Genomic DNA, 19,619 nt, shown 5'->3' on the forward strand with positions numbered 1-19,619 from the left:
AGTCTTGGCAATCTCAATGACTCGAGGTCACGCTTTGGCATCAGAAGACGCGGGAAAGACTCGCACGCGAATCATCAAGGCGGCCGAATCGGTGGTTCGCACCAAAGGGGTGGCGCGGATGATCCTGGCCGAGGTGGCGGAAACTGCAGGCGTGAGCAAGGGCGGACTGCTGTACCACTTCCCCTCGAAGGACGCGTTGATCAAGGGGATGCTGTCCTATGCCATCGAGGTGTTCGAATCGGCCGCGGAGCGCCATTGCGCGGAGGATCGGGAGCCGGGCGCATGGTTGCGCGGATACATCATGGCCACCTTCGCGGAACCTGGGACCGAGACGCACGAGGAGTCGCTTTCCTGGGCCGCGATCATCGCCAGCGCAGCGAACAACCCGTCCTTGCTTGCGCCGTTCCAGGATGCGTTGTCGAAGTGGACGGAGCGGCTTGCGTCGGATGGCACGGATCCCGTCGCGGCGCAGGTCATCCGCCTCGCGGTGGACGGGCTGTGGTTTCAGGAGGCAATGGGCCTGCGCCCGCTCGCCGAGCCGCAGCGCAGCGAGTTCGTGGCACGCCTGATTGCGTGGAGCCGGACGATCGCGTCAGCCTAGCCGTTCAGGCAATCAGCGGTATCGCCGCCCAAAACCGGCGGCAAGTCTTACACGGAGTTTGTAGAGTCGGTATCAGACGGACCCAGAGTACGAAGGCTGATGGCCGACAGATCCACGATCCGTCCGCGCCGCATGGCCTTCACGAGGATCCGATACACGTCGAGCTCGAAATTCGGTTGCCCGCCATCGAGGATGCCGTACAGGTCTTCGTCGGATTTCGCTGTGCCCAGGTAGCACCAGGCGTCGACGACGTGCATTGCGTCGCCCTCGCGGATGCCGACCGGCCCGCGGTGGGGCCAGCGTTCGACGTGTAGTTCGCGCAGTGCGAGCATGAGGCGCGCGCCGTGCATTGCGGGACTTTCGCCGCCGTTGCACGCGCCGCGGCAGCGACGCAGCTGGTGCGTGAAGCATCGCCCCGATGAAGGCTTTTCGAGCCCGAGCAGGGGCGGGCACAGTTGCTCGGCGGTTGCGATCTTCGTGAGGCTCGCGAGAGCCGCGCGCCGCGTGCGGAAGAGGCCGAAGAGGTTCTCCTGGCGCCCGAGGTCGAGGTCGCGGGCGTACACCAGCTGCGGCCGCCAACCGCCATCGGGTTGTGCTTGCAGTTGCCAACTGCACAATTCGCGGTTGCGGCGCAGCTTGCGGTTCATCGTCGGCAACAGTGTCTTGATGAGCTCCGCTTCCTTCAGCAGCGCACCGATTTCGCCGGCGGTGACGATCCATTCGATGCGTCGGACCTGCTGCGACAAGGTCATCTCGCGGTTGTCGCGGTGGTCGGCACTGAAGTGCGACAGCACGCGCGTGCGCAGGTGTTTGCTCTTGCCGATGTAGAGCGGCAGGTCGTTGTCGCCGTAGAAGAGATAGACGCCCGCGTCGTCGGGGATGTCTTCGATGAGTGCCGGGTCGAGGTGAGGCGGCAGCGCCGGGCGGCCAAGCAGTTCGCGCAACACGGGCTCGATCGCTTCCCCCCCAAACCGGCGGTGTACGCGCTGCCAGAATTGCCATATCGCCTGTGCATCGGCGAGCGCGCGATGGCGGGCATCGATCTGCAGGCCGTGACGGGCGATCAGGACGTCGAGGTTGTGATAACGCTCCTCGGGGAACATCCGGCGCGACAGCCGCACGGTGCAGAGCACCTTCGGCCGGAAGTCGACGCCGATGCGCCGGAAGGCTGCGCGGATGAAGCCGTGATCGAAACGCGCGTTATGGGCGATGAAGACGCGGTCGTGCAGCCGGTCGAGCAGCGTGTCGGCGAGCTCGGCGAAGGTCGGTGCGTCGGCGACCATCTCGTTCGAGATGCCGGTCAGCTGCTCGATAGACGGAGGGATGCGGTTATCGGGCCGGACCAGGCTCGACCATTCACGCACGCCGTCCTCGTCGACCTCGACGATGCCGATCTCGGTGATCGAATCGCGCGACGAGGTGGCGCCGGTAGTCTCGATGTCGACGAAGGCGAGCCCGCCCGGTCGGAGGAAATCGGGGATCATGCGCGGATCAGAGGCAATGACTGTACATATTAACAGTTAACCCGAGCAAGGGGGACTCGGCGATCGGGAACCCGATTTGCACGCGTGAAGCTCGGTTGTCGCGCGAGAAAGACAACGGAAGGACAGGCCGTCGGCCAGACCGCCTGTGTTCGCAGCATCGAACCGATGGAGAAATCCCATGAACAAATCGAACCTGCCGAGCGGTCTGAAGGACGCGCTCGGTTCTCTTCTCGACGACCATCACAAGGTCACCAAGCTCTTCGGAAATTTCGAAAAGGCGAAGACCGACGAGGAGAAGGAGGAGATCGCCCGTACCGTCTGCGACGAGCTGACCCTCCACACATCGATCGAGGAGGAGCTCTTCTATCCCGCCGTGCGCGAGCTGGATCCGGAAAAATTCGGCAGCCTCCTGGATGAGGCCGTCGTCGAACATGCGACCGCGAAGGACCTGATCGAGCAGATCGGCGGGATGGGCCCCGAGGATGAGCTTTTCGACGCGCGCGTCACCGTGCTTGGCGAATATGTGAAGCACCACATCCAGGAGGAGGAGGGCGAGCTCTTTCCGAAGCTGATCGAGGAGAAATGCGATTTGCGGGAGCTGGCCGAAAAGATGGCGGAAATGCGGCCGAAGCGCTCAAAGGCCGCCTAGATGCGCGAGCGAACGGGCGCTTGTTGAAGGCGCCCGTCTCCTGGCGAAGGATCAGACGAAGGCGGCCAGAGTCATGATCAGGATGATGTCGACGACGGAGATGATCGTTTCCATCGCGGTCCAGGTCTTGAAGGTTTCGGTGACCGTCATGTCGAAGTATTGCTTTACGAGCCAGAAGCCCGCGTCATTGACGTGAGAGAGGATCAGCGAGCCGGCGCCGATCGCAAGCACCAGCAACTCTCGATTGACGCCCGGAATGAGGGTTGCGACCGGCGCGACGATACCTGCGCCGGTGATCGTCGCAACGGTGGCCGACCCGGTGGCGATGCGGATCACGGCCGCGACGAGCCAGGCGAGCAGGATCGGCGAGAGCTGGGCCTGCACCGCCATCTGCCCGATCGCGTTGCCGACGCCCGAAGCGACGAGCATCTGCTTGAAGCCGCCGCCGGCGCCGATGATCAGCACAATCGCGGCGGTCGGCGCGAGGCTCTCGTCGAGGAACTTCATGATCTGTTTGGCGCCGAAGCCGCGTGCGCTGCCGAAGGTGTAGAGCGACAGCAGCAGGGCGGCGAGGAGCGCGGTGATCGGGTTGCCGAGGAAGTCCATCCAGATCCGGAATACGCTCTTTTCGTCGAAGGCGACGTCGGCGTAGGACTTGAGAAGCATCAGCGCGACGGGCAGCAGGATGGTTGCGAGGGTGACGCCGAAGCTCGGCAGGTTCTTCGCTTCCGGTTCGTGGGCGAGTTGCGCCATGAGCTGTTCGGAGGGCGTGCCGGGGACGTGCTTCGAGATCAGCGCCCCGAAGATCGGGCCGGCGATCATTGCCGTGGGCAGGCCGACCAGCAGGCCGTAGAAGATGGTCTTGCCGATGTCCGCGCCGAAGACGCCGATCGCGAGCAACGGACCGGGGTGCGGGGGCACGAGCCCGTGCACGACCGACAGGCCGGCGAGGAGCGGGATGCCGATCTTCACCAGCGAGATTCCGGTCTCGCGCGCGATGATGAAGACGAGCGGGATCAGCAGCACGAAGCCGATCTCGAAGAAGAGCGGGATGCCGACGAGGAAGGCGCCGAGCATCATCGCCCAATGCACGCGTTCACGTCCGAAGCGGCCGACCAGCGTCCGGGCGATCTGCGCCGCGCCGCCCGATTCGGCCATCATCTTGCCGAGCATGGTGCCGAGGCCGAGCACGATGCCGACGAAGCCGAGCACGCCGCCAAAGCCGTCCTGGAAGGATTTGACGACCTTGTCGACCGGCATCCCGGAGGTGAGGCCGAGGAAGCCCGCTGCGAGCGTGAGGGCGACGAAGGGGTGGAGCTTGAAGCGGGTGATCAGGACGATGAGGCCGAGGATCGCGACGAGTGCGTCCAGCAGCAGAAAGACTTCATTCGATAGGCCGAGCATGATTGGATTCTCCTCCAGGTTTCTCGTGTCTCTATGTTTTGAACTGCAGCGCGACGAGAGATAGCGCTATCTCAGCCGCGTAAAAAAATCAGCGGCTTAAATCCGCGGACGGAGCGGACCAGTTGCCAAGGGCGGCGGTGGCGATATCGGCGACCGACAGCGTGGCATCGACGGTCACGACCCCGTCTTCCCCGTTTGGCGGTTCGAGATCGGCGAACTGGCTGTCGACGAGGCTTGCGGGCATGAAATGGTCGGTGCGTCGCGCGACGCGATCCGCGGCGGCGACGCGGGACAACTCAAGGAAGATGAAGCCGAGCCCCGGCACGGCCCGGCGAAGCTGGTCGCGGTAGCGGCGCTTCAAGGCCGAGCAGGCGAGGACGGGGCGTTCGCCGGCGGCGACACAGGCGGCGAGTTCGGCGCCGAGCTGATCGAGCCAGCCGTGACGATCGGTATCGTCGAGCGGTATGCCGGCACGCATCTTGGCAATGTTGGCGGCGGGGTGGAAGGCGTCGCCTTCGATCAGGCGGCCGCCGACGCGGGCGACCACGGCTTGTGCGACGCTGGTCTTGCCGCAGCCGGCGACGCCCATCACGACCAGGGCGTGGGGGAGGGGTTGCATCCTGTGTCTCCTCTCGTTGGTGAGGTAGCGCTATCTTGCCCGGCGAAAAAATAAGCGCATTTGCGCTTCGTCCGAGTTGTTGCGCTTCTTGCCTTGTTCCCGAGTGCTCTTGCGAATCGAGCGAGCCGGTTTGCTTGAGCCGGTATCAAGGTAGCGCTATCCTAATGACTCGGCGAGCCCATTGCAACTCCCTCATGAAAACGACAGAAAGAAAAACGCGCGCCACCGGGCGGGCAACCCTCAGCGACGTGGCCAGGGAGGCGCAGGTGAGCCCGATCACCGCGTCGCGCGCCTTGCGTGGCGTGGATACGGTCGATGCGGAACTTGCGGAACGCGTCCGTACTGCTGCGGCGGTACTCGGGTACGTCCCGAATCCAGCGGCCCGCGCCTTGGCTTCGGCGCGCAGCGACACTGTGGTCGTGCTCGTGCCGTCGCTGACTAACGCGGTCTTCGTTGACGTCCTCGAGGCGATCTACCGCATCCTCCAGCCCGCCGGCTACGAAGTGCTGATCGGCAACTCGCACTACGACCGGGAGGAAGAGGAGCGGCTGATCCGCAACTACCTTGCGCACCGTCCTAGCGGCCTGATCGTCACCGGCTTCGATCGCACCGAGGCGGCGCGGCGCTTGATCGAGACGAGCCGGATTCCGACCGTGCACCTGATGGAGTTGGCGCAAGCGCCGGGTGTGTATTGCGTCGGCTTGAGCCAGGCAGAGGCGGGTGCGACGGCCGCGCGCCATCTGCTCGGGCGTGGGCGCCGTCGTCTGGCTTTTGTCGCGGCCCAGCTCGATCCGCGAACGTTGCAGCGTGGCGAGGGCTTCCGACGCGCCCTGATCGAGGAAGCTTGCTACGATCCCGCGTTGGAACTCCTGACGCCGGCGCCCTCGTCGATGGCGCTGGGCGGCGAACTGCTGGTGAGCCTCCTCGAGCGGCATCCGGACGTGGATGGCATCTTCTTCAACAACGACGACTTGGCGCAGGGGGCGTTGCTGGAGGCCTTGCGGCGTGGCATCCCGGTGCCGGGGCGGGTCGCCGTCGTCGGCTTCAACGATCTGGAGGGCGCCGCCCACATGGTGCCGCGGCTGACGACGATCCGCACGCCGCGTGAGGAGATGGGGCGGCGCGCCGCCGAGTTGCTACTGGCGGTGATGCGAGGCGAGACCGTGAAGGTGCCCGCCGTCGACGTCGGCTTCGAGTTGGTGACGCGCGAAAGCACCTGATTTTCATCTTGGCCAGGACATTCCAATGACCCCATCTCTCACCGTATTCACCGGCGCCTCCACCGAGCCGGAGTTCGATCGCCCACGGCCGGATCGGCTCATGACGGGCAATCCGCTGCGCACCACCTGGAATCACTATGACCATGCCGGCGTGTCGGCCGGTACGTGGGCGTGCGAGACGGGCGCCTGGCGCATCGCCTTCGCGGAGGGCAAGGACGAGTTCTTCCACGTGATCGAAGGGCGCATTCGCATTACCGACGACGCAGGCATGGCGCGGGAATTCGGGCCGGGTGACGCTTGCGTGATCCCGGGCGGTTTCACCGGCCTGTTCGAGGTGATCGAGCCGGTCAGGAAGCATTACGTGATCGCCGATAGGGTGTGATTCACCCAACATGGCGTCGTGTTGTCTTGTGCGCGCCAACGCCATCCCGCGGCCTGTTGGCCCGGTCCCACCACCAGCCGGCTCCGGCCGCCGCGCGGTTTCAATGTCCATGCGGGTTCCCGACTAAGGGAAGACTGGCACGCCGTTTGCGGTTATCTCCTTCGAGTGCTGCAAGTACTCGATCCGAATCATCCGAATGAAGCAAGGAGAACTGAAATGGCAACGCTGATCATCGAAGACTTGTCCGTGAGCGAGGAGCTGGACCACGAGGAGATGGCCGAAGTGCGTGGCGGCGCGATCTATGTGGATGGCCAATACTGGGGAGAGGGTAGCCTCGATCTACGCGCCTGGCCGGGTGGCGCCGCGACGTGGAATGTGTGGCCCGACGGTTCGCGCACACCGTACTGATGGGGGTAGCTCCGCGTCGCGGCCGCCGTCTTCGCCCAGGCGTCACGGACGCGAAGGCGGCGGCTCGGCGCCCTCATCGACGGGATCGACTTCGGGCTGCGGTTCGCAGCGGCCGATCACGACCCTATTCCGTCCGGATGATTTGGCTTGATACAGGAGCCGGTCGGCCATCTCGACCAGCGGCACGCCGCCGGAAGAGTGCGAGTGGACGTGGCTGCGTTCGGTCGCGACCCAGGCGGACCGCACGCACGCGACCCCAACGCTGGCGGTGACGTGGCCAATGCCTGAGCGCGGGTTGGGAATCGCAAGGGCAGCGATCGCGTCGCGTATCCGTTCGGCGATCTGGCCCGCCGCTTCGACGCTCGTCTGGGGGAGAAGCACGACGAACTCCTCGCCGCCGTAGCGTGCGACCAGGTCGGGCGCGCGGGTGATCGAGCTTTGCACGGTTTTCGCGACCGTCTTCAGGCATTTGTCGCCTTCGACGTGGCCGTAGGTGTCGTTGAAGGCCTTGAAGTGATCGACGTCGATCATCAGCAGGGAAAGCGGCAGGCCGCTCCGCATCGCAAGATGCCACTCGAGATCGAGGGCATGATCGAAGGCGCGTCGGTTAGCGATGCCCGTCAGCGCGTCCTGGGTCGTGAGCCGCTGTAGTCTCGTCGTGAGCTGCAGGAGCTTCTTGTAAAGCATGCCGCTTTCGGCCAGCAGGACCAATAAGACGAGGCTTGCGGCGAGCAGTCCGTAGATGCGGCCGGCGTAAAAGCCGAGGTCGAAGCGTCCCTGGTTCACGAGCGCCGATAGCGCGATGTCGATCAGCCAGGCGCACATCGTGACCATCAGCCACAGATCGAGTACCGCGTGGGGCTTGTGCAGCCACAGCGTGGCCAGCGCAAGTGCGCTGAGCAGCCACACCGCAGACACGACCGGGAACATCGCGGGCGCGTACTGCGAGCCCGCCATGATCGGCGGCAGCAGCGAATCCGCGCGCATCGCAAGCAGGCTGATGCCCGCGACAAGCGTCAGCACGGCCACGAACGCGATCGATATGCTGAGCGGCAGGCGCGTCGCCGGAGGGGGCGGATGGGTTTCCCGGCCTTTGATCAGCGCGTAGCTCATCACGCTGACGGGAAAGCCTGCGTGCCAGAACATGTAGAGCCACGCTGTCGTCTGCGGACCGGCGCCGAGCAGGCCCGTAGGCGAAAACAGACCGGGGAAGGTCAGCATGTGGACGACCGTCGTGCACGCCGTGAACAGGTATCCGCTTGCCAGAACCAGCAGGGATGGGGAGCTGAAGGACGAATATTGGCTGATCAGCAACGCGACCGTGATCAGGTCGAGCACCGCGAGCGACGATTGATACGCGGGAATGAAGGCATCGCCCTCGGCGAGCGGGGTCTTGGCGAATGGTGCGATCACGACCAGGCCGAGCAGCGACAGCGTCACGATCACGCTTGCCAGCCTCTGCTGCCCTTTCGTGGCCGCCAGCGTTGAGAGGAAGTAGGAGCGCTCGCTTGCCTGGTCCCGGGACATCCTTTTGGCCTCCCCTGCCGGAGCCGGAGAGCAATAGCGCGTCCGCGCGGCATTATTGCTTTAGTAATAGGATAGGTCTGCCACTGAAGCTACTGTGAGATATGTCCGATCGCGTTTGGGCTGTCAGCACCGGAACGTTTGACGCCGCTGCTGTCGAATCGGCGATCCCTTGCAATCGGTATTCCCATGAATGAGCTGAAAATCCGTATCGCCGGCGGCGCTGCCGAGCTTTCGCGGGACACCTGGCGTGACATCGGCGAACCCGGTCATCCTTTCCTCAACGCCGATTTCCTTCGCGTCGTCGAGGAGCGCGGGGTCGCCGCCCCCGAGTCAGGATGGCAGCCCTTGCATCTGGTGGCGTCGCAGGACGGCATGGATGTCGGCCTGCTGCCCCTCTATCTGAAGTCGCACTCCCACGGCGACTTCATTTACGACTGGAGCTGGAGTTCGGTGTGGGAGCGCCTCGGGCGTCGCTACTACCCGCGACTCGTGTCGGGGCTGCCTTACACGCCGGTCGCCGGACCGCGGCTGCTGGTTTCGAAGCGCTGTACCAACGGCGCCGAGATCCGTAAGGCGCTGGTCCATACGGCGCGCGAGATCGTCGCTGAGAACGGGTTTTCGACCTGGCATGTAGCGCTTGCATCGCCCGCGGATGTCGACACGCTCGAAGAGTGCGGCCTGCTCGTCAGCCACGACGTACAGTTTCAGTGGTCCGACGCGGGCTTCGGCGATTTCGACGGCTTCCTGCAGTCCTTCTCCGCCGAAAAGCGTCGAAAGGTGCGCGCCGAGCGGCGGCGGGCCGCGCAGTCGGGCCTGCGCATCGAGGTCCGGCACGGAGACGAAATCCATGCGAAGGAGTGGCCGGCGCTGCATGCGCTCTACAAGTCGACCTTCGATCGCTTCGGCAATTTCGCCGCCTTCAGCGCGGAGTGCTTTGCCGAACTCGCGAAGACGCTGGGCGACCGCATGGTGATCTTCACCGCGAGCGATGGTGAGCTGCCGATCGCGGTGTCACTGTGCTTTCGCAGCGACGACACCTTGTTCGGACGCTACTGGGGTGCGCGGCGACAGGTGGACAGTCTGCATTTCGAGCTCTGCTTCTATCAGGGCATCGATTACTGCCTGCGTCACGGCTTGACGCGCTTCGAGCCGGGAGCAGGGGGCGAGCACAAGATCGCGCGGGGCTTCACGCCGCAGATCGTGCGCTCCGCACACTGGATTCCGGACGCGGAAATGCGAAGGCTGATTGCACCGCACCTCGAGCGGCAAAAAGGTGGCGTCGCGGCGTATCGCGACGAGGCGAGTGCGCACCTCCCGTTCCGTCAGCCCGAATCCAGCATCACATAAGGGTTTCGAGAAGCTCGCGCGCCGGAGTCAGGCCGGCAGGGCCCGCTGGAGCATCATCGAGGCCACCTGGGGGCGGGCCAGCAGGCCGGAGACCTGACCACGGCGGGCGGCGAGGCGGCTCACGATGAACTCGTCGGCGACCCACGCGGGCGCGTGGCGGCGCAGCAGGACGGCCTGCACGAGCAGCACGAGCTGCGTGGCAAGATGCCGTGCGTGCCATTCGACCTCGGCCGGCGCACTGACCAGACGCGTCATTTCCGCAAGCGCGTCCTTCAGTGCAGGCTCATCGCCTGCGGCCTCGCCGAGATCCTGAAGCAGCGCCTGTAGCGCGTCCGGCTCGCGAGCGGCGGCGCGCAGCACATCCAGGCACATCACGTTGCCCGAGCCTTCCCAGATCGAATTCACGGGCGCTTCCCGATACAGCCGGGCCATCGGCCCATCCTCGACGTACCCGTTCCCGCCCCAGGCTTCCATGCACTCGGCCGTCTGCTGGATCGCCCGCTTGCACACCCAGAACTTCGCGGCCGGCGTGACGATGCGCTTGTAGGCCCGTTCGAGCGGATCGCCATCCGATTCGACCGCTTTCGCGAGACGCATTCCCAGTGCGGTCGCCGCTTCGCTTTCGAGCGCAAGATCCGCGAGGACGTTGCCCATCAGCGCCTGATCGGCAAGCAGGCGTCCGAAGGCGCTCCGATGGCGGCAATGGTGGATCGCCTCGACGAGCGCACGCCGCATCAGCGCCGCACTGCCGAGCACACAATCGAGCCGCGTCTGCGCGGCCATTTCCATGATCGTCGCAATCCCGCGGCCCTCGTCGCCGACGAGGAAACCGACCGCGTCCTGGAACTCGACCTCGGCCGAGGCGTTCGAGCGGTTGCCGAGCTTGTCCTTCAAGCGCTGGATGCGGATCGCATTGCGCGTGCCGTCCGGCAGCCAGCGTGGCATGAAGAAGCAGGAGAGGGCGTCGCGATGGCGCGCCAGCACTAGATGCGCGTCGCAGGTCGGCACCGAGAAGAACCACTTGTGGCCGACGATCGTGAACTCGCGGCTTCCCGCTCCGGTGGGGCGGGCCTGCGTTGTGACGCCGCGCAGGTCGGATCCGCCTTGTTTTTCGGTCATGCCCATGCCGATCATGACCGAACGTTTGCCGGCGAGCGGCTGGTCGCTCGGATCGTAGTCGCGCGAGCCGAGCTTGTCGCGCAACATCCCGAACAGGGCCGGGTCCCGGCGCAGCACGGGGATCGATGCGAAAGTCATCGTCACCGGACACAGCGTGCCGGCTTCTGCCTGCCCGTGCAGATAGAAGGAGGCGGCGCGCGCGACGTGCGCGCCCATGCGGGGCTCGAGCCACGCCGAGCTATGCACGCCGTCCGCGTAAAGCATCACGAGCAGCTGCGTCCAGGCCGGGTGGAACTCAACGCTGTCGATCCGCAACCCGTTACGATCGAACGGGACGAGTGCCGGGCCGTGGCGATTCGCGAGTTCGGCAAGCCGCTCGGTTTCCGAGCTTCCCAGCGTCTCGCTCTGCGCGCTCAGAGCCTCGGCATGCCAGTCGGCGCCTTCGCGCACGACCGCTTCCTGCAAGGCAGTGTCGGTCGTAAAGAAATTGCCCGCGAGGGGCGGGACCTGGTTGAAGATCTCATGCGTTTGCCACATCGCCGCTTCCGCCTGACTCGTTTGTAATTCTTCAACGTAGTCCACAGGCGGCGAGGAGGGCAATTCGCTTGCCCCGGACGTCTTCGCTCTTCAGTCGGCGACGAGCGAATCCGCCAGTTCCGCGGGGCTCGTGAAGGCACGCCAAGTCGGCGCCATTTCCGACGGTTCCAGGCTGCCGTAACCCCAAGTCGCAGCCAGGAAGGGCAGGCCATTGGCATCGGCCGATTCCCCGTCTTCGCTCCGGTCGCCGATGTAGACCGCGTCTTCGCGCTCGATGCGGTGGTCGGCCAGCAGACGCGCGATCATCGCGGCCTTGGTCGGCAGGCGGGGGTCGAACATGTCGAGGGCGTAGACGGCGTCGAAATGCCCGCTCCAGCCCAGATGTTCGAGGATCAGGCGGGTCGGATGCAGGCGCTTGTTTGTCGCGATCGCGAGCCGGCATCCGCTTGCCGTCAGCCGTTCGAGCATTTCGCCGATCCCAGCATACGCGGACGTCGCCCGATAGCCGGACGTGTCGTAGCTCGCCTTGAAGTGCGCAGCGAGCTCCGCGATCAAGGCGGCGTCGGTGCTGCCGGTGAGCAACTGCAGCGTTTCCAGCAGCGGCGGGCCGACGATGGATTCGTCGATCGCGATCACGGGCGTGCGCCCTGCGCTCGCGAAGGCCGCGCGATAGCTCGCGAGAATCGCGGGGGCCGAATCGATCAGCGTGCCGTCCAGGTCGAACAGGACGTGTTTGAAGCGCGGCATGGCGGGGCGTCCGTTTTTGAGTGGGCGCTATTGTATGCCGCCGCCGCGGCAGCGAGCGCCCAACTGCCGCGTGGACCACAGGGAGGAGAGCAGGTCAGCCCGCCTTGACGACATGCTCCTGGCTGCCCAGCCCGCCGATCGACGCCGAAACGCGATCGCCCACGCGCAGGTAGCGCGGCGGCTGCATGCCCATCCCGACGCCGGCCGGCGTGCCGGTCATGATCACGTCGCCCGGCAGCAGCGTCATCAGGCCGCTCAGGTAGCTGACGATCTGCGCGACGTTGAAGATCATGTTGCCGGTATTGCTGTCCTGGCAGGTTTGCTCATTCACGGCGAGCTGCATCGGGAGATCGCTCGGCGCCTCGAGTTCGTCCGGCGTCGCGAGCCAGGGTCCGAGCGGCGCAAAGGTGTCGAAGCACTTGCCCTTGCTCCACTGTCCGCCGCGCTCGATCTGCCAGTATCGCTCGGACATGTCGAGCCCCATCGTGTAGACGGCGACGTGATCGAGCGCCTTGTCCTCGGATACGCCGCGCGCCGTCGTGCCGATCACGGCCACCAGTTCCAGCTCCCAGTCCGTCTTCTCCGAGCCTGGCGGCATCATGATCGGATCCTGCGGACCGCATACCGCCGTCGGGGACTTGAAGAAGATGATCGGTTCCTGTGGAAGCGGCAAATTCGCCTCGCGCGCATGATCGGCGTAGTTCAGACCGATGCATACGACCTTGCCGATGCCCGTGAGCGGTGCACCGAGGCGAACGCCATCGGCCACCAGTGGCAGCGTGCAAGGATCGAGCCCGCGCAGTTGCGCGAGGACCGCCGCGCCGAGCGCGGCACCGTCGACGTCCCTGATATGAGCGGAGAGGTCGCGAACCTTCCCGTCGGCGTCGATGAGGCCGGGGCGTTCCTGCCCGGGTTCGCCAAAGCGGACCAGTTTCACTGGGTTGCTCCTCCTTGAAGTGACAGGGCTGCGGCATCAAGACGCCGCAGCGTCATCCCGATTATTCGTGATTGATCCAGCGGGCCAGCGGCTCGGCGATGCCAATGCAGGGCTTGGGGCCCGGGCGTGCAAACGTGCCTTTCTCCGCCTTGCGCGGATTCAGCGCAGCCAGCGTCTCCGCCTGCTTCACCGCGGCTTCGACGCAGTCTATCACCGGCACCGGAATGCGATCGCGCACCCGCCGCGCGAGTCCCGCCAGCGGCGCGCCCGCGAGCACGACGACGTCGGCGCCGTCCTGGTCGACCGCCTGCTTGGCGAGATCCACCAACAGCGCTTCCTTCTCATCCTGCACGTCGGAGATCGAACGGAAGCTCCCGCCCAAGGCCCGTACGCCGGCACAACGTTCGCGCAGCCCGTGCCACGCGACGCACTCCTGGTACCAGGCTTCGAGCGATTGCGAGAAGGTCACGATCGCGAATCGCTTGCCCAGCATGCAGGCGGTCAGCATGCCCGCTTCGGCGAGACCGATCACCGGGATCGGGAACAGCTCGCGCGCGCCCCCGAGCCCCGGGTCGCCGAAGGCCGCGATGATGGCCGCGTCAACGCTCGAGTGCATCTCGGCCAGCATTTCGAGCGCCACCGCGCCGCCGATCACTGCTTCCGCGCGGGTCGCGATGTAGGGCACTCCCCGCGGCGCAGTCGCCGTCACGAGCTCGGTTTGCGGCCCCGCAATGCCGATCGCCGCATTGGCGATGCGGTCGGTGACGCTTTGGGACGTGTTCGGATTCAGCAGTAAGAGTTTCATGGCTATCCTTCCTTGATCAGGCCACTTCCTGGAACAGCCGGCCCCAGCCTTTGATCGCCCGGGTGTCGATACCGGCCATCCGCAGCTGCTTCCACACGACCGTCGACACCGTGTCGTACAGCGGGATGCCGGTCTCGCGTTCGAGTTCCTCGGCGAGCTGCGCGGCGCGCAGGTTCGTGCAGAAGGTCGTGATCGCTTCCGGCCGCGATTTTGCGACTTCGCGAACCATGTTTCGCAGCGTGTCCTCCGCCACTTCGGCGGAGTCGAAATTCACGGAGATGCCGAGATGCTGCTCGGCCGGCACTTCGATGCCGAGCACCGCATAGTTCTTGACGATACGCGCCTGCACGTCCGGCACGTAGGGCGTCGCGAGGCCGAGCTTGCGCGTACCGGTCTTCTCGAGGATCTCGTTCAGCGCGAGCACCGAGGTTGTCGCCGGAATGCCCGTCGCTTCGGTGATGCGCCGGCACAACTGCACGTCGCGCTCGAAGCCGAGCCAGCCGGAGGAGGTTCCGCTCCAGCCGATCGAATCGACGTGGGCATCCGCGAGCAGCTTCGCCGCTTCGAGGATCTTGCTGTCGTCGAACTGGCCGAGCGCCTGATCTTTCAGCGAAATCTCGGTCACGGTGAAACGGGAAAAGTGCGCCGATATGCCGGGCACTTCCGCGACGATCGCGCTCGTCAGCGGTTCGAGCGAGGTGTTGGAGGAGGGCGTCAGCACGCCCAGGCGGATGCGTTTGGTCATGGCAGTTCGCTATGTGCTGTGGGAGGTGGGGCTCCGGGCAGGCAACACCGCGGAGCCCGGGGGAGATCAAACCGGGATCTTCTTGTCGTAGTTGATCAGCATCGTCGAGCAGATGAAGAGCCCCGCGCCGGCCGCAGCGAACAGCATCAGCGCCTGGTAATACGAACCAGTCGCCTGCACGATCACGCCGACCAGGATCGGCACACCGATGCCGGCGCAGTTACCACCGAGGTTCATCACGCCGCCCAGGAAGCCCACTCGCGCACGGGTGCCGAGGATCGACGGAACGCACCAGAACAGACCGCACCAGCGCAGGAAGAACAGCGTCACTGACAGCATCACCACGACGGTCACCGGATTGGTGATCTGAGCGACGCTATAGATCGAAACCGTCGCGATGATCGACGCGATGCCGAACAGCGTCCGCAGCACCTTGCCCTGGGATGCGCCCGCCGCTTTCCACTTGTCCGCGAGCCAGCCGCCGAAGAGTTCGCCGACGAAGCCCGAGAAGAACATGATGAATACCGCACCGCCCATCTGCTTGATGTCGAATCCGTGCTGCTTCGACAGATAGGTCGGCATCCAGGTCAGCAGGCCGTAGAACAATGCGTTGAAGCACATCCAGCCGAAGAACATGCCCCAGGTCGAGCGATAGCGGAAGAAGTCCATCACCTTGCCGCTCGTCACCTTGGGCGCGCCAGCCAGCTCCTCTGCATGCGCTTCCTCAATGTAGTCAGCTTCGGCGGCATTGACCGCCGGATGCTCCCGCGGATGGTTGCGGATGTATGACCAGGCCCACAAACCGGCGAGCACGGTGCCGACGCCGGCGATCACGAAGGACGTCCGCCAGGAGCCGAAGCCTTCGATCAGACCGGAAATCAGGATGGCCCCCAGCGCAGCCCCCAGCGGGGCGCCGCCGTCGAGCAAGGTCGCTCCGCGCCCGCGCTCGTTTTGCGTCATCCATATGGCATTGAGCTTGCCGCCCGCCGGATAGATCGGCGCTTCGGCCGCTCCGAGGCCCAGACGGGTGATCAGCAGACTCCCCCAGCCGGTACATACAGCCGCAATCGCCTGGAAGAACCCCCAGCCCAGCGTGGCGCCAGCGATGACGTGGCGCGGGCCGAACTTGTCGGCGAGCATCCCGCCGGGAATCTGCATGAAGGCATAAGTCCAGAAGAACGAACTCATCAGCAGGCCTTGGGTGGCGGGCCCGATATCGAACTCCTTGGCAATCATCGGCATCGCGACCGATAGCGAAGCCCGGTCGATGTAGTTGATCGAGATGAGGAACAGCATCATCAGGAAGATCCGCCAACGGACCTTCGTTTGTACTTCCGGAACCGCTGCTGCCCGGTCCAGGGCGATTTCAGCTCTCATGTGGTGTCTCCTTTCCACGTCTTGAATGATTCGCGGCGATTCCGCTCCGGGCTCCTCACCCGGGCGGCGCCTCCCAATACGGCGTGTCGATGACTTCCGTCGCATCGGCCCGGGCTGCAGCCGTGCGCCTTTTCTTGCTCTTTTCGTTGTCGATCACTGGCCGGATTTTCAACCGGGTAGGTCTGGGTCCGAAAAGTCAGCGGCATCGATGTGTGACTCAATATAGAATTTGCGCCGACACGAAGTCAAGAAATTGTCGACAAAAAAGTTTATAGTTAGCCAACAAAGATCGTCGTCGAGACACGAGGAGCAACATGAAAACGAGACACTCATTTCAGGATAGTTCGCCGGGAAGCGGTGGAATCGCCCGCGAGGAAAAGGTCGTCCGGCTGGCTACCGAGCGCCGTACCCGCGCCGGGGCAGGGGCCGACGCCGAGGCGATCTATCAGAGGATTCTCGCGGCCATCATCGAGCACCGTCTGGCGCCCGGTCGCAAGCTCGTGGAAGAACGCCTCGCCGCCGTGTTCGGCGCCAGCCGCGCGATGATCCGGCAAGTGCTGACGCGGCTTTCGCACGAAATGGTGGTCACGCTGATTCCCAACCGGGGTGCTTTCGTGGCCGAGCCGACCGTGGAGGAAGCGCGAGAAGTCTTCGAGGCACGCCGCCTGATCGAGCCCGCGCTCGCGCGCAAGCTTGCGCTCTCCGCGACTCCTGCTCAGCTTGCGCGGCTGCGCCGGCTGGTCGTCGCAGAGGAAAAGGCGCGCGCCGACCGCGACCGGCAACAGGTCATCCGGCTATCGGGCGAATTCCACCTCGAAATCGCCGAGATGGCCGGCAATGCCATCCTCGCGCGGCAGATGCGCGAGCTGACGCTGCTCACCTGTTTGATCATCATTCTTTACGATTCGCCGCTCGGCCGCGCCTGTCCCGACGACGAGCACCGCCAGTTGCTGGACGCCTTCGCGCAGCGCGATCAGCAGCGCGCTGCAGCGCTGATGCTGCACCACCTCGATCACGTCGAGCACTCGCTCGACATCAGCCTTGCCGCCCAGGAGGACGACGACCTCGAGCGCATCTTCTCCCCGATTTCGCCTCTGTGACGCTCAGCGTACCACTGGCACAACTGCGCTCCTCGGGCCAAATTCAGCCCGCAAGCGCCGCTTCGAGGTCCAACTCTTCAGGGCGTCCGCGCGACAGGTCGAGGCAGGCTTCGACGTGATCGAGATGCTCCGTCATCAGACGGATCGCTTCGGCTTCGTTGCCATCCGCCAACGCCTGCGTGATCTCCGAGTGCTCCTGGTCACGGCAGGCCGGCACCGACGGCGCGTCGTACAGGAAGATGATCAGGCACGTCAGCGAGGTCAGTTCATGCATGAGCCGCGCCGCCAGAGCGTTGCCCGACAGCTCCGCGAGCAAGACGTGATATTCCCCCGACAGGCGGATGATCGCCCTCCGATCCCGCGCCGCGCGCGCGGCTTCCTCGGCCTGCACATGCTCGCGCAGCCGCGCGATGATGCGTGGATCGGTCCTCTTCTCGATGACGCGCCGGACAACCAGCGCCTCCAGCGGGCGGCGAACTTCAAACACCTCGCGCGCTTCCTCCACGGTCGGCTCCGCAACGAAGGCCCCGCGGTTCGGATGCAGGACGACCACACGTTCCAGCGCAAGCCGCGCCAGCACCTGCCGCACGCGCGCACGGCTCGCGCCGAAAATCTTCGCGAGCTTGTCCTCGCCCAACTTGGTGCCGGGCGGCAACCGGTGCTCCATGATCGATACGATGATGCGGTCGTAGATTTCCTGGTCCGTAACCGTCGATTCGGCCGCCTGCACAACGTCCTCGTCTGCCTGAGCGAGGCTCTCGCGCTGCTTGTCCGCCTTCTTCCGCATCTTTCGTCCCGTATGTGAGCTGGCCCCCGAAGGGCACAATCGGGCCGATTCTAAGTTTCCGCAATCCGGTCGTGCAAGGAATCGACGGAAGGTGTCGGCAGTTCATCTAGTGGACCGTCGGCGAAGAGCGTGATCACTAAGCCGCCGCCGGCTCAGCATCTTAGGGAATCTTTGCGCGATATCTGGCTTGAACTGTCTAAAATAAATATATATATTGTCGACAAAACGAGCGTAGATGATCGGTGGTTTTGTGGAAGTCACCGACATCCGGGCGCAAGGCACCCACAGACACCTGGAGAAGACAATGGAAGAATTTGATCTCGTCGTGCGCAACGCGCACGTCGTCACCGCTGCGGACGAATTCGACTGCGACATCGGGGTTCGCGACGGCGTCATCGTCTCCCTTGCTCGCGGCTTGCCCGCCGGCCGTAAGGAAATCGACGCCGCCGGCCGCTACGTCATGCCGGGCGGCATCGACGGCCACTGCCACCTTGACCAGCCGATGACCGACGGCACCAAGATGGCCGACGACTTCCACTCCGGAACCCTGTCTGCGGCTTGCGGCGGCACGACCACCGTGATCCCCTTCGCCTGCCAGCTCAAGGGCCAGTCGCTGCGCGCCGCGGTCGAGGATTACCACCGCCGTGCCGACGGCAAGGCGGTCATCGACTACGCCTTCCACATGATCGTCAGCGACCCGACTCCCGACGTGCTGCAGCGCGAGCTCCCCGAGTTGATCGCCGAAGGCTACACCTCCTTCAAGATCTATATGACCTACGACGACCTCAAGCTCAACGACCGCCAGATTCTCGAAACCCTGGCCGTCGCCCGGCGCGAGCGCGCGATGGTGATGATTCACGCCGAAAACACCGACTGCATCGCCTGGCTCACCGAACAACTCCTCGCCGCCGGCCACACTGCGCCGCGCTTCCACGCCGCCTCGCGCCCGATGCTCGTCGAGCGCGAAGCCACGCACCGCGCAATCTCGCTGTCCGAACTCGTCGACGTGCCCATCCTGATCGTCCACGTCTCCGGCAAAGAGGCCGTCGAACAGATCCGCTGGGCGCAGGGGAGGGGCCTGCAGGTCTACGGCGAAACCTGCCCGCAATACCTCTTCCTCACGAGCGAGCATCTCGACGGCGACGACTTCCACGGCGCCAAGTGCGTCTGCAGCCCGCCGCCGCGCGACAAGGCCAACCAGCAGGTGATCTGGGACGGCTTGGAGAACGGCGTCTTCCAGGTCTTCTCGTCCGACCACGCTCCTTTCCGTTTCGACGACCCGCAAGGCAAGAAGGCCGCCGGCGAGAACGCCTCCTTCGACCAGATCCCGAACGGCATCCCCGGCCTCGAAACCCGGCTCGCGCTGCTCTTCTCCGAAGGCGTGCTCACCGGTCGCATCGAGCCACAAAGTTTCGTCGCGCTCACTTCGACCAACGTCGCCAGGCTCTACGGCCTCTACCCGCGCAAGGGCAGCATCGCCGTGGGCGCCGACGCGGACCTCGTGATCTGGGACACCGACCTCAACCAGACGATCAGGAACGAGCAACTCCACCACAACGTCGACTACACGCCGTACGAAGGCATGAACCTGCGCGCCTGGCCGGGCGTGACGATTTCGCGTGGCGAAGTCGTGTGGTCGGCTCCGCATGCCCAAGTGCAGCCCGGCCGCGGGAAATTCCTCCCCTGCGCGAAGCCGACCCCTGCTCGTCCGCGCAGCGAACGCAAACTTGCCACCGGCGGGCCGGCACGCGCTTGACCCCTTCGATGCGGCCTCGGCCGTAAACCAGCGCGACCAGCACTCCCGATTTGTTTAGAATATGTGGT

Annotated in this window: 19 protein-coding genes; 8 read left to right on the top strand and 11 right to left on the bottom strand. The window is 64.9% G+C overall.

Annotated elements, in window-relative coordinates; genetic code table 11:
• The first annotated feature begins 16 nt into the window (after positions 1 to 16).
• Positions 17 to 601: a TetR/AcrR family transcriptional regulator gene (locus VJ673_RS17170; protein WP_324127375.1), complete on the top strand. Its 585-nt coding sequence runs from the start codon at positions 17 to 19 to the stop codon at positions 599 to 601.
• 47 nt (positions 602 to 648) lie between these two features.
• On the opposite strand, the gene VJ673_RS17175 is transcribed toward VJ673_RS17170, so the two are convergent.
• Complete coding sequence (locus tag VJ673_RS17175; protein WP_324127376.1) at positions 649 to 2,085, bottom strand: 3'-5' exonuclease family protein; 1,437 nt, start codon at positions 2,083 to 2,085, stop codon at positions 649 to 651.
• A 178-nt stretch (positions 2,086 to 2,263) separates the two neighbouring features.
• On the opposite strand from VJ673_RS17175, the gene VJ673_RS17180 reads away from it, so the two are divergent.
• A complete protein-coding gene (locus tag VJ673_RS17180; protein WP_324127377.1) occupies positions 2,264 to 2,734 on the top strand; it encodes a hemerythrin domain-containing protein in 471 nt (156 codons plus the stop codon).
• A 51-nt stretch (positions 2,735 to 2,785) separates the two neighbouring features.
• Here the strand turns inward: VJ673_RS17180 and VJ673_RS17185 are convergent, their stop codons facing one another.
• Both VJ673_RS17185 and VJ673_RS17190 read right to left on the bottom strand, forming a co-directional pair.
• Positions 2,786 to 4,138: a GntP family permease gene (locus VJ673_RS17185; protein WP_324127378.1), complete on the bottom strand. Its 1,353-nt coding sequence runs from the start codon at positions 4,136 to 4,138 to the stop codon at positions 2,786 to 2,788.
• 88 nt (positions 4,139 to 4,226) lie between these two features.
• Positions 4,227 to 4,757: a gluconokinase gene (locus VJ673_RS17190; protein ID WP_324127379.1), complete on the bottom strand. Its 531-nt coding sequence runs from the start codon at positions 4,755 to 4,757 to the stop codon at positions 4,227 to 4,229.
• A 194-nt stretch (positions 4,758 to 4,951) separates the two neighbouring features.
• On the opposite strand from VJ673_RS17190, the gene gntR reads away from it, so the two are divergent.
• From gntR to VJ673_RS17205, 3 genes are all read left to right on the top strand, one after another.
• Complete coding sequence (gene gntR, locus VJ673_RS17195; RefSeq protein ID WP_324127380.1) at positions 4,952 to 5,977, top strand: HTH-type transcriptional regulator GntR; 1,026 nt, start codon at positions 4,952 to 4,954, stop codon at positions 5,975 to 5,977.
• Positions 5,978 to 6,002: 25 nt separating this feature from the next.
• Positions 6,003 to 6,359, top strand: a complete 357-nt coding sequence (locus VJ673_RS17200; RefSeq protein WP_324127381.1) for a cupin domain-containing protein — start codon at positions 6,003 to 6,005, stop codon at positions 6,357 to 6,359.
• Between the two features lie 216 nt (positions 6,360 to 6,575).
• On the top strand, positions 6,576 to 6,767 hold the full coding sequence (locus VJ673_RS17205; RefSeq protein ID WP_324127382.1) for a hypothetical protein: 192 nt from the start codon (positions 6,576 to 6,578) through the stop codon (positions 6,765 to 6,767).
• Positions 6,768 to 6,809: 42 nt separating this feature from the next.
• On the opposite strand, the gene VJ673_RS17210 is transcribed toward VJ673_RS17205, so the two are convergent.
• Positions 6,810 to 8,294 (bottom strand): GGDEF domain-containing protein, encoded by a 1,485-nt coding sequence (locus VJ673_RS17210; RefSeq protein ID WP_324127383.1) that lies wholly within the window; start codon positions 8,292 to 8,294, stop codon positions 6,810 to 6,812.
• A 186-nt stretch (positions 8,295 to 8,480) separates the two neighbouring features.
• Between VJ673_RS17210 and VJ673_RS17215 the strand changes: the two genes are divergently transcribed.
• Positions 8,481 to 9,641, top strand: a complete 1,161-nt coding sequence (locus VJ673_RS17215) for a GNAT family N-acetyltransferase (RefSeq protein WP_324127384.1) — start codon at positions 8,481 to 8,483, stop codon at positions 9,639 to 9,641.
• A gap of 27 nt (positions 9,642 to 9,668) precedes the next feature.
• Here the strand turns inward: VJ673_RS17215 and VJ673_RS17220 are convergent, their stop codons facing one another.
• The 6 genes from VJ673_RS17220 to VJ673_RS17245 all read right to left on the bottom strand — a co-directional run bounded on the left by VJ673_RS17220 (position 9,669) and on the right by VJ673_RS17245 (position 15,908).
• Positions 9,669 to 11,297, bottom strand: a complete 1,629-nt coding sequence (locus tag VJ673_RS17220) for an isovaleryl-CoA dehydrogenase (RefSeq protein ID WP_324127385.1) — start codon at positions 11,295 to 11,297, stop codon at positions 9,669 to 9,671.
• A gap of 90 nt (positions 11,298 to 11,387) precedes the next feature.
• A complete protein-coding gene (locus tag VJ673_RS17225; RefSeq protein WP_324127386.1) occupies positions 11,388 to 12,044 on the bottom strand; it encodes an HAD family hydrolase in 657 nt (218 codons plus the stop codon).
• 94 nt (positions 12,045 to 12,138) lie between these two features.
• A complete protein-coding gene (locus VJ673_RS17230; RefSeq protein ID WP_324127387.1) occupies positions 12,139 to 12,981 on the bottom strand; it encodes a fumarylacetoacetate hydrolase family protein in 843 nt (280 codons plus the stop codon).
• Positions 12,982 to 13,042: 61 nt separating this feature from the next.
• Positions 13,043 to 13,786 (bottom strand): aspartate/glutamate racemase family protein, encoded by a 744-nt coding sequence (locus VJ673_RS17235; protein WP_324127389.1) that lies wholly within the window; start codon positions 13,784 to 13,786, stop codon positions 13,043 to 13,045.
• Positions 13,787 to 13,802: 16 nt separating this feature from the next.
• Positions 13,803 to 14,531, bottom strand: a complete 729-nt coding sequence (locus VJ673_RS17240) for a maleate cis-trans isomerase family protein (RefSeq protein ID WP_324127390.1) — start codon at positions 14,529 to 14,531, stop codon at positions 13,803 to 13,805.
• 66 nt (positions 14,532 to 14,597) lie between these two features.
• Entirely contained in the window at positions 14,598 to 15,908 is a 1,311-nt protein-coding gene (locus VJ673_RS17245) for an MFS transporter (RefSeq protein ID WP_324127391.1), read from the bottom strand.
• 314 nt (positions 15,909 to 16,222) lie between these two features.
• Here VJ673_RS17245 and VJ673_RS17250 point away from each other — a divergent pair, with 314 nt between their 5' ends.
• Complete coding sequence (locus VJ673_RS17250; protein WP_324127392.1) at positions 16,223 to 17,008, top strand: GntR family transcriptional regulator; 786 nt, start codon at positions 16,223 to 16,225, stop codon at positions 17,006 to 17,008.
• A gap of 43 nt (positions 17,009 to 17,051) precedes the next feature.
• On the opposite strand, the gene VJ673_RS17255 is transcribed toward VJ673_RS17250, so the two are convergent.
• Entirely contained in the window at positions 17,052 to 17,795 is a 744-nt protein-coding gene (locus tag VJ673_RS17255; protein WP_324127393.1) for a GntR family transcriptional regulator, read from the bottom strand.
• A gap of 304 nt (positions 17,796 to 18,099) precedes the next feature.
• On the opposite strand from VJ673_RS17255, the gene hydA reads away from it, so the two are divergent.
• Entirely contained in the window at positions 18,100 to 19,551 is a 1,452-nt protein-coding gene (gene hydA, locus VJ673_RS17260) for a dihydropyrimidinase (protein ID WP_324127394.1), read from the top strand.
• The last annotated feature ends 68 nt before the right edge of the window (positions 19,552 to 19,619 follow it).

The sequence above is a fragment of the Aromatoleum sp. genome, assembly GCF_035254505.1.
In the GTDB taxonomy this organism is placed as follows: Bacteria; Pseudomonadota; Gammaproteobacteria; order Burkholderiales; family Rhodocyclaceae; genus Aromatoleum.

Excerpts from the sequence above, each read along its gene's own strand:
- VJ673_RS17175 (WP_324127376.1), bottom strand. The coding sequence starts at position 2,085 with ATGATCCCCGATTTCCTCCGACCGGGCGGGCTCGCCTTCGTCGACATC.
- VJ673_RS17240 (WP_324127390.1), bottom strand. The coding sequence starts at position 14,531 with ATGACCAAACGCATCCGCCTGGGCGTGCTGACGCCCTCCTCCAACACC.
- VJ673_RS17180 (WP_324127377.1), top strand. The coding sequence starts at position 2,264 with ATGAACAAATCGAACCTGCCGAGCGGTCTGAAGGACGCGCTCGGTTCT.
- gntR (WP_324127380.1), top strand. The coding sequence starts at position 4,952 with ATGAAAACGACAGAAAGAAAAACGCGCGCCACCGGGCGGGCAACCCTC.
- VJ673_RS17185 (WP_324127378.1), bottom strand. The coding sequence starts at position 4,138 with ATGCTCGGCCTATCGAATGAAGTCTTTCTGCTGCTGGACGCACTCGTC.
- VJ673_RS17250 (WP_324127392.1), top strand. The coding sequence starts at position 16,223 with ATGAAAACGAGACACTCATTTCAGGATAGTTCGCCGGGAAGCGGTGGA.
- VJ673_RS17205 (WP_324127382.1), top strand. The coding sequence starts at position 6,576 with ATGGCAACGCTGATCATCGAAGACTTGTCCGTGAGCGAGGAGCTGGAC.
- hydA (WP_324127394.1), top strand. The coding sequence starts at position 18,100 with ATGGAAGAATTTGATCTCGTCGTGCGCAACGCGCACGTCGTCACCGCT.
- VJ673_RS17190 (WP_324127379.1), bottom strand. The coding sequence starts at position 4,757 with ATGCAACCCCTCCCCCACGCCCTGGTCGTGATGGGCGTCGCCGGCTGC.
- VJ673_RS17220 (WP_324127385.1), bottom strand. The coding sequence starts at position 11,297 with ATGTGGCAAACGCATGAGATCTTCAACCAGGTCCCGCCCCTCGCGGGC.
- VJ673_RS17210 (WP_324127383.1), bottom strand. The coding sequence starts at position 8,294 with ATGTCCCGGGACCAGGCAAGCGAGCGCTCCTACTTCCTCTCAACGCTG.
- VJ673_RS17245 (WP_324127391.1), bottom strand. The coding sequence starts at position 15,908 with ATGAGAGCTGAAATCGCCCTGGACCGGGCAGCAGCGGTTCCGGAAGTA.
- VJ673_RS17235 (WP_324127389.1), bottom strand. The coding sequence starts at position 13,786 with ATGAAACTCTTACTGCTGAATCCGAACACGTCCCAAAGCGTCACCGAC.
- VJ673_RS17215 (WP_324127384.1), top strand. The coding sequence starts at position 8,481 with ATGAATGAGCTGAAAATCCGTATCGCCGGCGGCGCTGCCGAGCTTTCG.
- VJ673_RS17200 (WP_324127381.1), top strand. The coding sequence starts at position 6,003 with ATGACCCCATCTCTCACCGTATTCACCGGCGCCTCCACCGAGCCGGAG.
- VJ673_RS17170 (WP_324127375.1), top strand. The coding sequence starts at position 17 with ATGACTCGAGGTCACGCTTTGGCATCAGAAGACGCGGGAAAGACTCGC.
- VJ673_RS17255 (WP_324127393.1), bottom strand. The coding sequence starts at position 17,795 with ATGCGGAAGAAGGCGGACAAGCAGCGCGAGAGCCTCGCTCAGGCAGAC.
- VJ673_RS17225 (WP_324127386.1), bottom strand. The coding sequence starts at position 12,044 with ATGCCGCGCTTCAAACACGTCCTGTTCGACCTGGACGGCACGCTGATC.